Annotated in this window: 10 protein-coding genes; 4 read left to right on the top strand and 6 right to left on the bottom strand. The window is 49.7% G+C overall.

All coding sequences use genetic code 11. The features are described 5' to 3' along the window. Positions 1-57: 57 nt before the first annotated feature. From C1N59_RS05170 to C1N59_RS05155, 4 genes are all read right to left on the bottom strand, one after another. The gene (locus C1N59_RS05170) at positions 58-1,221 is read right to left on the bottom strand and encodes a metallo-dependent hydrolase (protein WP_205955594.1); all 1,164 of its coding nucleotides are present in this window, start codon (positions 1,219-1,221) and stop codon (positions 58-60) included. Positions 1,222-1,234: 13 nt separating this feature from the next. After that, positions 1,235-2,629, bottom strand: coding sequence for a DASS family sodium-coupled anion symporter (locus C1N59_RS05165; protein ID WP_033739407.1), 1,395 nt, complete (start codon positions 2,627-2,629; stop codon positions 1,235-1,237). A 74-nt stretch (positions 2,630-2,703) separates the two neighbouring features. Further along, a complete protein-coding gene (locus C1N59_RS05160; protein WP_033739409.1) occupies positions 2,704-3,402 on the bottom strand; it encodes an RraA family protein in 699 nt (232 codons plus the stop codon). Between the two features lie 4 nt (positions 3,403-3,406). Then, on the bottom strand, positions 3,407-4,366 hold the full coding sequence (locus tag C1N59_RS05155; RefSeq protein WP_394550389.1) for a hydroxyacid dehydrogenase: 960 nt from the start codon (positions 4,364-4,366) through the stop codon (positions 3,407-3,409). Positions 4,367-5,363: 997 nt separating this feature from the next. On the opposite strand from C1N59_RS05155, the gene ompC reads away from it, so the two are divergent. Further along, a complete protein-coding gene (gene ompC / locus C1N59_RS05150) occupies positions 5,364-6,467 on the top strand; it encodes a porin OmpC (protein WP_394550388.1) in 1,104 nt (367 codons plus the stop codon). 277 nt (positions 6,468-6,744) lie between these two features. Here the strand turns inward: ompC and C1N59_RS05145 are convergent, their stop codons facing one another. Next, positions 6,745-9,846, bottom strand: a complete 3,102-nt coding sequence (locus C1N59_RS05145; protein ID WP_394550387.1) for a multidrug efflux RND transporter permease subunit — start codon at positions 9,844-9,846, stop codon at positions 6,745-6,747. Between the two features lie 649 nt (positions 9,847-10,495). Between C1N59_RS05145 and C1N59_RS05140 the strand changes: the two genes are divergently transcribed. The 3 genes from C1N59_RS05140 (at position 10,496) to C1N59_RS05130 (ending at position 12,994) form a co-directional block, all read left to right on the top strand. After that, the gene (locus tag C1N59_RS05140) at positions 10,496-11,026 is read left to right on the top strand and encodes a GNAT family N-acetyltransferase (RefSeq protein ID WP_054633269.1); all 531 of its coding nucleotides are present in this window, start codon (positions 10,496-10,498) and stop codon (positions 11,024-11,026) included. Positions 11,027-11,213: 187 nt separating this feature from the next. Then, positions 11,214-11,912 (top strand): response regulator, encoded by a 699-nt coding sequence (locus C1N59_RS05135; protein WP_394550386.1) that lies wholly within the window; start codon positions 11,214-11,216, stop codon positions 11,910-11,912. Then, a complete protein-coding gene (locus C1N59_RS05130) occupies positions 11,909-12,994 on the top strand; it encodes an ATP-binding protein (protein ID WP_394550385.1) in 1,086 nt (361 codons plus the stop codon). The genes C1N59_RS05135 and C1N59_RS05130 overlap by 4 nt, the downstream gene beginning before the upstream one ends. Here the strand turns inward: C1N59_RS05130 and C1N59_RS05125 are convergent. After that, positions 12,950-13,900, bottom strand: a complete 951-nt coding sequence (locus tag C1N59_RS05125; RefSeq protein ID WP_394550384.1) for an ATP-grasp fold amidoligase family protein — start codon at positions 13,898-13,900, stop codon at positions 12,950-12,952. The genes C1N59_RS05130 and C1N59_RS05125 overlap by 45 nt on opposite strands. Positions 13,901-14,179: the final 279 nt, after the last annotated feature.

The raw sequence follows: 14,179 nt of genomic DNA, 5'->3' as shown, positions 1-14,179 counted from the left end.
CACGTAAAAACCACCTGGCGTTAATATTCCAAAACTGAGCGAACGGATAAGGCGTGATTAAACATGCAGACGGCGATAGCAGATCTGCCCACGACTGATGGTTAAGCAGTTATCAATATAGCGATCGCCTTGTAACTGATTGCCCCTCGTGTCTTCGAAAATGGTTTTTTCCTGACGTATTTTAACCACGGCGATGTCGGCAAATGCCCCCGGTGTGAGCGTTCCGATCTGGCCCTGCATTTTCATTAGCCTGGCAGGGGTGCTGGTGACCGCTTTTACGATATCAAACAGTGACATACCCATATTCAGGTATTTTGACATGACATGAAGCAGACTGTAGACCTTATTCGTACGCAGGCTGTTACGCTGCGTTAAGTCCGTGCTGATAATATCGGGATAAAATCCCTGCGCCATCGCATGACGGGCAATATTAAAATCAAAATGCGCCACGCCATTTGAACAGTCAAAGATGACGCCTTTCCGCTGGGCTGCCTGAATCGACGGGTACACTTCGCCCTGCTCATTAAGGATGGTGTGACCCGTTCCGTGAAAGCAGTGCGCGTATATATCACCCGGGTTGAAATGCGGGATGAGTTCGTCCGCCTGGCGTTGGGAATCCGTGACGTGCACGCATAACGAGGTATTCAGCTCACGTGCCAGCGCAACGGTGGTCAGAAAAGGATCGCTGCTGTAGGGTTTGCCTTTCGCAATATCCTGACTGTAGCGCAGCTTCAGGCCCAGAATATTGTCTGCATTTTTGCTGACAACCTGCTTTATTTTTTCCCGATTAAAATTGGCCGGGTTCGTGTTTTCCAGATATCCCGTCGGCCCACCACCCAGCGTAGACAGGCCTACATTTACTACATTTAAGTAACTTTTTATCCTTACCGTAGCTGTGTTGATCACACTGTTACGGAACAATCCATAATTGACCCAACCGCTACTGCCAGCGTCAACCACGCTGGTTACGCCATTGGGCAAACAAATGATGTCTGGATTCACGCTGATAGCCGTTCCGCCATGAAAAACATGAGTATGAAAGTCAATTAAACCGGGAAGGACAATACAGCCTGCGGCATCAATTTCAGTTTCAGCTTCAATGCCGTCAACCTGGGTAAGATCAACGATAACATCCCCCATAATGCCCACATCCCGCTGAATATAATTCTGGCCGTGGCCGTCTATCGTCAGGCCATTTTTGATACGAAGATCCAGTTTCATGTTTATCCTCCGATCAGATACCGATGAATTTCCAGTAAGGAATGCCGAGCAGGAAATAAACAATGACGTTAAACAGCACCATCATTGTGCCCAACAGCCAGAAGGTTTTTTGCGGCACATAGCCACTGGAGAAGGTAAAAACCCCCGCTCCGTTACCGTAATGCGTGAGGAGAGCACCGTAGCCTGCTGAAAACGCCAACGACAATGCAACGTACATTGGATTGGCCTGCGTCGTCATGCCGAGGGTAAACAACACGGGATAAAAAGAGACGACAAACGCACTGTTTGAGACAAAGAAATAACGTACGGCAAGACTGATAAAAATCAGCACACCAATTGCGCTAAATTCATTGAGATGAGAAAGATCCAGGTAGTTTTTAATCACCCCCACCAGGAAAACGTAGAACCCGCCTTTTGACAGCGCGACAGCACATCCATAGAACGCGCCGTACCAGACAAACGTTTGCCAGGCCGCTTTTTCACTGACCACATGTTCCCAGCTCAGCACTTTAAATAACAACAAGCAGGCAAGGAATGCAAAGCCAACCGGAATAAAAGGAATACCCGTTACTGAGCCGGTCATCCATCCCAAAACGCCCAGAATAAAAAACACGATCAGCAGTTTCTCTTCGCGCTTCACCGGCCCGAGTTCACGCAGTCCCTGTTCAGCGATCTCATTGACGTTATCAATTTTTTTCAGTTCAGGCGCGTAAACTTTATAAAGTATCCAGGGACACAGCAGCAGAACTAATCCGGCCGGAATAATGGCCGCCTTAAACCAGGTCATCCAGTCCAGATCGACCTTCATAATTTCGTTAGCCAGTGACACGGTGATAGCGTTGGTGGCCATACCGGTTAAAAACAAGCTGGATGTTCCCATTGATACGACATACATCAGAATCGTCAGGTAGGAACCAATCCGGCGGCTACCCTCGTCAGGTTTTGAGCCCAACGCTTCAGCAATGTTGCGGAAAATGGGATAGACGATACCGCCAGAGCGCGACATATTCGAGCCGGTGGCCGGAGCCAGCACGGTGTCCGTAACCATCATCAGATAACCCAGTGTCAGAGTATTTCTGCCGTAGCGTTTCAGTAAGATGTAGGCGATACGTTTACCCAGTCCGGTAATAACGAATGCCTTACAAATAATAAAGGCGCTGATAATAAACCAGACCATGGCCGTGCCATAACCTGCAAACAGAATATGGGGATCGATAAAAACAGATGCGATGCCGAGGATAATGAGCATAATAATCGCATCCGTAAAAGGCCGAAATACCAGCCCGCATAACATCGCCAGATAAATACCGACCATATGCCAGGTCGTGGCGGAAATCTCGTCAGGGTTAGGCAAGATCCAGAATAAAACCGGGAAAAACACGATCAATAAGATTTTTAAAGAGAACATATATTTTTACCTTTGCTTATCACCACGAGAGCATGACTCCCGTGGTTTGAGCGAATGGATATTATATTGGTCGACTAACGAAATACGTCGTTAATAAATTCAACGCCCTTTTCTTCCAGTGATTTGGTGACCCATTCACGATTTGCCGTGCCGTTTTTTGCGGCTTCAACTTTGCTCGCATCGAATGCTGCATACGCTTTAGCTTTTTCGAGTAAGGGTTCTGCATCATGCAAAGGAACAACAATTACGCCATCCGCATCACCAATAATGAGATCGCCAGGGCACACGGCTACGCCACCCACCGCAACAGGTGTATTTACTTCGCCAGGACCTTCTTTAAACGGACCGGCCGGGTTTGCCCCTGTGGCAAAAAGGGGAAAATCCAACTGTGACAAAGCATCAATATCGCGGATGGGACCATCCAGCACGATGCCAGCGATCTTCTTGCAGTGATGCGCGTAAGCCACCATGATTTCGCCCATCAGGGCTCGCGAACGGTCACCTTCATTAGATACGACAATAACGTCATTCTCCGTCGCCATATCCAGTGCGGCATGCAACATCAGGTTGTCGCCCGCGCGCGCTTTCACCGTAATGGCATATCCCGCCATAACCGGTTTTTGAGGGGAAGAAATCCGCCTGATACCGTTGCCCAACACAGCAATACGATTCATGGTATCGGCGATATTCGCAGCGGGAAGTTGCGCGTATTCCTTGAGTAAATCAGGCTTACCTGCAGGACGTTTTAAATAAATACGATTTCCAATAGTCATTTTATTATTCTCCAAAGCCAGGAACGGGCCAGGTTGGTTTTTTACCCGACAGCACCTCATCAATCCCTATGGCGGTATGAAGTGAGGCTCTGTCGGTGGCTTCTTTCGTTGCGGCACCGATATGAGGGCCAATAACGACATTGCTGAGTGAAAAAATCGGATCGCTGGCGTCGAAGGGCTCTTTCTTTAAAACGTCCAGACCTGCGCCGGCAATAAGGTGGTGACTGAGGGCGTGATACAGCGCTTTTTCATCGACGAGTTTGCCGCGCGCAGTATTAATGAAGTAAGACGTCGGTTTCATCATGGCAAATTGCTTTTCTCCGACGAAATTCTGGGTCTCTGCCGTTGTCGGGCAATGCAAAGAGACAACGTCGCTTTCGCTGAAAATGCGGTCAATATCATCTGTACGTTCAACGCCGTCTGGCATTTGTTGCTGCGTCTTATAGGGATCGTATGCAATCACTTTCATATTAAAACCCCGTAAGGCTTTAACAGCGACGCGCGAGCCAATATTGCCTACACCAATTAATCCCAGCGTTTTGCCATCCAGTTCCACTTTGGGCGTGCGCAATTTTGCCCAGTAGTAATCCTCAAGCATTTTCTCTTCAACCAACCTGAAATTGCGGGAACAGTGCAGCATGTAGAAAATAGCCAGTTCGGCCACGGACATGCTGTTCGCCACCGGCGCATTCAGCACCACAACACCGTGACGTTTCGCGGCCTCAAGATCGACAGTATCGTAGCCCGCACCGTGTCGTGCGACGACTTTGAGTTTTTTCGCGGCGTTAAATACACGTTCAGACATTTTTGAAAGCCGAACGATGATGCCATCACAGTCGGGAATATCACGAATAATGTCGTCCTCTTCCATGCCAGAGCCCGTAATTAATTCATAGCCCCGACTCTCCAGATACGCTCTCCCTTCCGCCATAATTTCCTGTGGGAGTAAAATTTTATAAGCCATGCCATTATCTCCAGTGTTATACGCGACAACGTTATTGTTTGCAGACGCCGTGCCAGACCCGATAAAAAAACAGAAAAAATAATGCAATCGTCTGAGAAGAAAGGATTTAATTTATTTGTCAGTAAAAGAAGGTGAAGGGGTAAAAGTGAAATCCTTCACGAAATAAAAAATGAGAATTTCAAAAAGAAAACCCAATTCGGATAGTGATTTCATTTTGAAATGCGAGATGTGAATACGTTAACAGCGAATTAAACATCAACACCGCATCATCTATGAACACCGGATGCATCGACGCAGATTTCTTATTACTGCAATCCGTACAGGTATGATAAAAACGCGCTTTAATTACGGGTGATGTTCTAAGGCATCACCTAAAAAATGAAGACGCTTAGCAACCTCCTCCATTTTTGTGCTGGCAGGCTAATACAGAAAACGATCAGGCCCGATGTGTTAACCGATGCTGCAACAGTGTCAGGAGGCTTGATGGGCATTTTTTTAACAAATCTTCATTACAACGTTTGTGTCATCTGCAAAATACCTCTCTCTTGACACTATTCACGCTGCCTTTCACTCGAAGTTTAATAATAGAATTCGATACAGCTTTAACTATTACTTAAGATATGCCTCTATAATTAACATGCTAGTTACGACTTCTGATCGATACAAAAAATGACATAAACCATCACAGCGACACCCATAAAAATTCAAACAAAAAGAAAAAATAAGAAGCAGTAACAACAAACATCGCCAAGGTAAAAATATATAAAAAAATACTCAAAATAAATATCACAATAAAATCAAACAGCATAATAAAGTGATAACAAATAATCACTGATTACTGGATCGGGATCATATAAACAAAAAACAAACAAGATCTTACGGAAACTTATTATTGAATTCACACTGCATTCTGTTTTAAAAATAACACGCCATTTAAGCGCACCATACCTTTCAATTGTTCTGGTCGAGACAAAACATAATTAAAAGGATTTCTTTAATGAAACTTAACTTAGTTGCAGTGGCCGTTACCACTTTATTCGCCGCAGGCGTAACAAATGCTGCGGAAGTTTATAACAAAGACGGTAATAAAATTGATCTGTACGGTAAAATGCAGGGGTTGCACTATTTCACCAGTGATAACGACGGACATGGGGATAACTCCTATGCCCGTCTTGGTGTAAAAGGTGAAACGCAGATTACCGACCAACTGACCGGTTTTGGTCAGTGGGAATACAATATGCAGGCAAACCGTGATGAAAAGTCTGAAAACCAGTCCTGGACGCGTTTAGGCTTCGCCGGACTGAAATTCGGTGAGTATGGTTCGGTCAACTACGGTCGCAACTACGGCGTTGTTTACGATGTCACCTCATGGACCGACGTCCTGCCAGAGTTCGGTGGCGACAGCTACGGCTCGGATAACTTTATGCAGCAACGTGCCAATGGCCTGGCAACCTATCGTAACACCGATTTCTTTGGCCTGGTCCCCGGCCTTAATTTTGCCTTGCAGTACCAAGGCAGAAATGGGGGCTCCAACGCTGAAGGTGGTAGTCTCACCAATAACAACCGAAATGCAGTGAAGCAGAATGGCGATGGCTATGGCGCGGCTGTAACGTATGCTCTGCCAGAAGGTGTCAATTTCGGTGTCGCCTATTCGCATTCTAAGCGTACGCTGGACCAGAACGGCCTGGCATTGGGCGAAGGTGATAATGCTGAAACGTATTCAGGCGCCCTGAAATACGATGCCAATGCTATTTACCTGGCAGCCCAATATACACAGACATACAATGCTACCCGCATTGGTAATGGCAATCCAGGCTACGCCAATAAAGCCCAGAATTTTGAAGTGGTTGCACAGTACCAGTTCGACTTCGGTCTGCGCCCCAGCATCGCGTATCTGCAGTCAAAAGGGAAAGATCTTGAACGATATGGTGATCGGGACCTGGTAAAATACATTGATCTGGGCGCGGCTTATTACTTCAACAAAAATATGTCAGCCATCATCGATTATAAGATCAACCTGCTTGATGAAACCGACTTTACTCAGGCAGCCGGTATTTCAACCGACAATATCCTGGCCGTGGGTCTGGTTTATCAGTTCTGATCATGACGTAACCGCAACAAGCCAGCGCTTTCTGCGCTGGCTTTTTTTATGGTGCGGGTTTTATCGCTCTGCGGTCTTACAAGTGGCGCTCACGGCACTGACCGGACAGCATCTTTGGCCGGGCAGCCCGTTCACAATCCAGATCCACGAACGAAACAGGCACGTCCGTTATTTACGCTCTGTCCGCCTCACGGCGACGGTGTAAAAGGCGTTGGTCTTCTCCACTGTGCTTTTCACGCCAGGAGGCGGCCTTTTACCCACGCGGCCCTGCACACAGTTAAGATCGCTTGCGCGTCAGTTTCTCCACGACCTTCATGACCAAGAAATAGAACAGCGGAACAAAGAAGATGGCCAGTAACGTGCCGCTGATCATGCCACCAAACACGCCCGTTCCAATCGCCTTTTGCGTTGTCGCGCTGGCCCCTGTGGCCAGCATCAGCGGTACAACACCCAAGGTAAACGCCAGCGATGTCATCAGAACAGGCCGCAAACGCATACGTGAAGCCGCTAAGGTGGCGTCGACCAGCCCCTTACCACCTTCGTGAATCTGTTTCGCAAACTCGACGATCAAAATGGCATTTTTTGCCGACAGCCCGATGAGAGTGATCATCCCGACTTTAAAAAAGACGTCGTTTTGCATATCCAGCATGCTGACCATCAGTACCGCTCCCAGCAGTCCCAGCGGGACGACCAGCATGACCGATATCGGAACTGACCAGCTTTCATACAGCGCCGCGAGCACCAGAAAGACCACCAGCATCGACAGCACCATGAGCGCGGGCGCTTCTGATGCAGATTGCTGCTCCTGTAACGATCCGCCGCTCCACTCAAGGGCAAACCCTTCAGGCAACTGCCTTACCAGACGTTCCATCTCGTTAAGCGCATCGCCACTTGAATAGCCTGGTGCAGGGTTACCGGTGATTTTTATTGACGGGTAGCCCTGATAACGCACCCGTTGCAAGGGGGCAGTTTCCCACTGAGCCTGCACAAACTCACCGATCTGCACCATGCCGCCTGTCGCGTTGCGCACATATAACGCCAGGACGTCGTCCGGTTGCATGCGATATCTCGCATCCGCCTGAATAATGACCTGCTGCATACGATCGCGGTTCGGGAAGTCATTGACGTACAGCGAACCGATCGCTCCCGAGAGCGTCTGGCTGATCTCCTCAAAAGAGACGCCCAACGCGAAGGCTTTCTGGCGATCAATATTCAGTCGGATCATCTGTCCGTCAGGCAGGCCATCGACATAAACGTTGCGGACCACCGGGCTTTTTGCCGCCAGCGCGAGCAACTGCGCTTCAGCCTTCTTCAGTTCAGCAAGGCCTTTACCACCGCGATCCTGCAGACGCAGGGTAAAACCCGAGGAGTTCCCCAGCTCATCAATGGCGGGCGGGATCAAACTGAAGGTTTCCGCTTCAGGATTCATCGCCATCTGTTCCTGCGCATGCGCCGCTTCAGAAAAGGCGGTCGCGCCGTTTCGTTCGTCCCAGCCTTTTAAAGTCGTAAACGCCATCGCCGAGTTGGGCCCGGATCCGGCAAAGCTGAAACCGAGAATGGCGATGGTCGATTGCGTCGCGGGGCGTGAAAGCACCGCCTGTTCAAAAGCCTTAACCACGTTTAGCGTGCGCGCTGCCGTGGCTTCCGAGGGTAGCTGAATGGACGTCATAAAGTAGCCCTGATCCTCTTCAGGCAAAAAGGACGAAGGCAGGTTTTTCATCGCCAGGAAAAGCAGCAGACACAGCGCCGCGTAAACCCCCAGCGCGCTGCCGACGCGTTTCAGTAAGCGACTGACGCCGCGACCATACAGCGCCGTAATGGCGGCAAACTGGCGGTTAAACCCGCCAAAAAATCCTGTTTTCTGCTGCGCGTGTTGGTTGACAGGCCTGAGCAATGTCGCACAAAGGGCGGGGGTCAGGCTCAGCGCCAGAAATGCCGAGATCAAGACAGAGACAGCCATTGTCAGCGTAAACTGGCGATAAATCGCGCCGACCGACCCGCTTGCCATCGCCATTGGGATAAACACGGCACTCAGCACTAACGTAATGCCGATGACCGCGCCGGTAATCTCTTTCATCGCTTTCCGGGTCGCTTCTTTCGGGCCCAGTCCCTCTTCCGCCATGATACGTTCGACGTTTTCCACCACGACGATGGCATCATCAACAATGATCCCTATGGCCAGTACCATACCGAACATCGTAAGTACGTTGACCGAGAAGCCAGACAGCAGCATAACGGTAAATGTGCCCAGCAGGGCAATTGGAGCCACAATAGCCGGGATAAAGGTATAACGAATGTTTTGCAAAAACAGGTACATGACGAGAAAGACCAGCACCATGGCTTCAATAAAGGTATGAACCACTTTCTCAATGGAGATTTTTACAAACGGCGTGGTATCAAACGGAATGCTGTAGGTAATGCCTTCGGGCATGGCGTTACTCAGTTCATTCAGCCGCTGTCTGATCCTGTCTGCGGTTTTAACGGCGTTTGCTCCCGGCGTCAGCTGAATGGCCGCCGCCGTCGACACGTGACCGTTTTCACGCGTAGCAAAACCATAGGACTGGGAACCCAGTTCGACGCGGGCCACATCCGACAGAATGACGCGCGAACCATCGGGATTGGCGCGTAAGGTAATATGACCAAACGCCTCAGGTGAGCCGAGCTGCCCGGTGACCAGCAGCGCATAGCTGACCTGCTGACCGGGGATAGCGGGTGAATCACCGGTCCGGCCTGGCGCAATCTGTGCGTTTTCAATGCTGACCGCCCGGTTAATATCGCTGACGGACAGACGATACTGACTCAGCCTGACGGGATCGATCCAAATCCGCATCGCTTTCTCGGCACCAAACAGCTGAACGCGGCCCACGCCTTCCACCCGGCGCAGTTCTTCGGAGAGGTTACGGGAAAAGTAATCGCTCAGATCGGCGTCAGTCAGCTTACCGTCTTTCGATGTCAGCCCGACAATCATCAAAAAATTTGCGCCTGAGGCTTCAACGCTCAGGCCATTCTGTCTCACAACCTGCGGCAGGCGAGGCTCCACCACTTTTATACGGTTTTGCACGTCAACCTGCGCCAGCTCGGGATCGGTTCCCGGCGCGAAGGTCACGGTAATGGAAGCCATGCCGCTGGTATCGCTGGATGATTCGTAATACAGCACGTGCTTCGCCGAAGAAAGCTCACGCTCAATCAGGGCAATTACGCTGTTGTTCATCGTTTCCGGCGTTGAGCCCGGATAAGAGGCATTAATGGTAATGGTAGGCGGCGCGACAGACGGATACAGGGCCACCGGTAATTTTGGAATCGCGAGCAGGCCAGACACGATAATAAAGATGGCAATTACCCAGGCAAAAACGGGGCGGTTAATAAAAAACTGAGGCATGTTCTACCCTGAGAAAATAAGTATGGTGTGTTCCTGCTGCATCTGATCAGGTGTTATTCAGCGCATGACGCCCTTTTGTGCGCATCTGTGGGATGCATTTCACCCGACGCGCTCCACCGTCAGTTTTCTGTCAGCCGATGGACAACGGACTTATATAACAGCCGGGTAACCCGACCGCCGCGCCAGGCTGTGACGTTTGTCGCGACGGCCTGCCAAAAATGCCGGTTCCACGCGTGAACGGTGAGCGTTTTTTTTGGATAATAAAGCGCAATAACCGTCGGCTTTGCGTGGGGAACACGATAAATTTTTTGAGACAGGCCTGATGCGGGACTTATTCCTGTCGCGAGTAATGACCAAAATAAACAGCAATAACTTAACCTGATTAAAATACCTGGCCTCATCACGAACGGTCTCATAATAATGCGCATAGTTACAGCTTAACGCGCGAACAATGAGCCATGATGTCATTTTTATGGAGGGAATATGGAGAAGAAAATCATTAAATAAAAACGGGGGGAATGGCTTATATACGATGGACAACATCAAACCATCAACAGTAATATAGCGCCAGTTTTCACACAGTGCAGCCTTTTAAAAATGCTTTATCTGTCCCTATTATCGCTTCTATTTCCTCACGTAAAGGTGCGTTATGCAAATAGCAGAATCAGAACGATTAATCCTGCGGCGTTTTATGCCGGACGACGCCGAAGCGCTGTTTGCTTATTTGTCTGATCCCCAGCCCGCATGCTTTTACGATGAAAAACTGGAAGACATGGCCGCCGCCAGAGAGGAAGCCACAAAAAGGCGCGATGATGACACGCAATATGCCATCTGTTTAAAAGAAACGGGTGCCGTGATCGGCCATCTGTTTGCTTCTGGTGAGGCCGAGCCCGATGACAATACGTTAAGCGTTGGCTGGTATGTCAATCCACACTATCAGGGACAGGGTTTTGCACTGGAAGCCACGACCTGTCTGTTTACTTATCTCTTTAACGTCAGGGATGTCCGCCGCCTCTATGCGTATGTTGCAAGCGATAATGCAGGCTCACAAGCGCTATGCCGCCGTCTGGGGATGCGCCTGGAAGGCTGCTTCAAAGAGTACGTCTGTTTTACGCAGGAAGACGGTGTGCCTGTGTATGAGGACACGTTGGTTTTTGCCCTGCTGCAAAAAGAGTGGTGAGTGAACTGTTGCGAGCCTCCTGCGGTCTCATCATGCTGTATGCGTTCAGGGCCTGATGTCTGTTATGTCGCAGTGTGCTTTGCTGGTCTGCCGCGACTGACATACTGTGCCGATTGCGAGGCGACGCATTCTGGTGTGGATGTAACATTGACCGACAACCGTTTCTGACTTTGATGTTGAGGGCGTCATGAATAACGACAAATTAATCCTGGTGGCGGAGGATGATGTTGAAATCTCCGATATCCTGATGAGTTACATCAAGCGAGCCGGGATGAGAACCGTCCATGCGGCCGACGGTGAGCAAGCCCTCACATTGATCACCTGCCTGCAGCCTGATTTAGTGCTGCTTGATATCCAGTTGCCCCGCGTTGATGGCTGGAATGTCCTTTCAACATTGCGCAAAGAGAGCAATACGCCGGTCATCATGGTCACAGCCCTGGATCAGGATATCGATAAACTCATGGGGCTTCGGCTGGGTGCGGACGATTATATCGTTAAACCGTTTAATCCTTCTGAGGTCGTGGCCCGTATCGAGGCGGTATTGCGCCGCGCCAACCCTCAGGTGGCACCACAAAACCTGATTAAAAACCGTTTCATGACGCTTTATCCCGATGAGTTTTATGTGGAGATTCACAGCAACGGTCAGACACTGACGCCTGTCCTGACCACGACAGAATTTAAGCTGCTGACTCACATGGCAAAATACCCACGTAGAGTTTTTAGTCGGGAAGAGTTGCTGAACGCCTGCTTACCTGAAAGCGATACGCTGGACAGAACGGTCGACAGCCACATGAGTAAATTACGCAAAAAATTCGAAAACTGTGGCATATCAGGCGTACCGGAAAGTATTCGCGGCATGGGCTATCGGCTGGGTGAACAGAAGTGAATAAAGACAAAGCGCTCAGTCGGCAAATTCTTTTGTTTATGCTGACTCTGGCCTTAGCCATTATTTTTGTCGCGGTGGTGGGCTCCTATCTGTTCTACAGCTTTGTCATTGATCATATCCCTGGTGGCTTATCCGCCAGCAACAGCGAAAATATGACGGTCTTCGACTGGGTCTGGATCGCCATCAGTTCCTCTCTCTGCATCCTGATTGCCTTGCTGTTTGCGTTTAAACTCACCGCGAAAATCCTTCACCCTTTAAGTTCCGTCGCCGCCAGCCTGCGACGTATTTCTCAGGGTGATTTAAGCGCGCGCGCCGCCAGCAGCCAGAGCCGCCTGGGCGAGGTCAATCTGTTAGTCCGGGACTTTAACGACATGGCGGAAAAACTGCAGACCCTGGACAACGAAAGGAAGTCCTGGAACGCGGCCATTGCCCACGAACTTCGCACACCGGTGACTATTCTGCGCGGCAGGTTGCAGGGGCTGGTCGATGGCGTTTTTGAGCCTGAACTCCCCTTATTTATCAGCCTCTTGCGGCAGACTGAGGGATTATCTCGTCTGATCGACGACCTTCGCGTTGTCGGCGCGGCGGAAGGGGGTTCGTTTACGCTGGATATCCAGTCTGTCCCGTTTAGCGATATCCTGGAGAACGTCAGTACTGCGTTTTGCCATCAGTTCCGTGAACGTGGATTCACTCTGGTCATGGAGAAAACGCAGGCGATAACGCAATGTGATCCCCTCAGAATTATTCAGTGCCTGACGATTTTATTTGATAATGCACGCAATTACGCCACGCCAGGCCCGATCGCTGTGCGAAGCGGTGTCCGGGACAGCGCCTACTTTATTGAGGTGGAAGATGCGGGGCCGGGCGTAGCCGAAGAGTTCCAGCGTCATATGTTCGAGCCGTTTCAACGTGGTATCGCAGGTCGTGCGGCCAATCCGACAGGCTGCGGGCTGGGCCTGTCGGTCGCCAAAGCAATTATGCAGGCTCACGGTGGCGATATCGGCTATAAAACGTCTTCTCAGGGCGGTTCGCTGTTTTTATTGCGCTGGCCCGTTGCGCGCCAGGGCAGATCGGCAGGATAAGGTGGGTTGATACGGCTTCTGTTGCCACATCGCGCCGAGTTTAGCGTCCCATTCCAGAGGCATTATTTTGAGCTTGCCGCGCTGATGCGTTAAGGTGATTTCACTAAAATACAGGCTGTCATCTTTCAGCATTAAATCGACCCGACAGTAGTCGATATCTTTTGCCAGCGCCTGCGCGGCACAGAGTGCGCGATAAAACAACGCGGGCTCGGCTATCGGCGCAGGATGATGAGGATAGTCAATCTGGAAAGGCTGCAGTTCCCACTTTCTGTTGTAGACATTGACATATTCCCTGCCCTGCTCATCCGTAAAATCCGCTTCAATAATGCTGGCATTACCGTTGAAACAATGGATACGCAACATCTCAGGCGTTGTACTTCTTTCACGGCCTGCAAACAATTCAATATATTCTTCACAGAGAATCATCGGCGAGATGTTTTTATATTGCCATTCCCGAGTGGTGTAATACATATTCTTTTTCATCGCTAAATCCAGCTTCAGTAAAGCGGCTTTGATATTGAACGTCGCTTTGTCTTTACAGATTGTCGTGCTGCCGCTGTCGTGATTGCATTTCAAAACGAAAGTCGCGGGTAAACGGTTTAACGCAATCTCTTTGGTGCTTTTATACGTGTTAATGAGTGGCACAATCATCACATCATCGGTCCGGCTGGCCACGTAATCACGCACCGCTAATTTATCCGCCAACTGCGTATAATGCGGATTCCTGTCATAAATCAGCCGATGACACATTTTTTCATTCAGGGTGACCGGATGAATCAGGTCAGGCTCTCTGCCCAGTAAAATACGCAATCGCTGCGTATGAAAACGTGCATCATTAATAATAAAACACCTTGCAACCTTGAGGCCGTATTCACAGTATTTAGCAATAAACGTAAGGGTATTCATGACATCCTCCACAACGGTGGCAGGATGATAAGCACCCCAGGTTGCCTGAGTTTGTCTGAACTGTGGAGCACACATGGAGGCTATCTGTTTCACTCTGCTCTCTCACCCAGGCCCGTTTTAATTGTGCGTTCGGTCAAGTGCAAAGCGTTTTTTGGGTTTATTCTCTGATATCGATGCCGCTCAATGGTTCGTGATCTTTTTATCACGTGGAAAACGATTAACCCGTTCTTATGCAAGAACGGCATCAGTGCCGCCTCAGCAAGGGCTTATCACGCTGTT

Source organism: Pantoea sp. SGAir0183, from assembly GCF_043545505.1.
The sequence above is the reverse complement of the archived record's forward strand: the minus strand, read 5'-3'. Positions and strand labels throughout refer to the sequence as shown.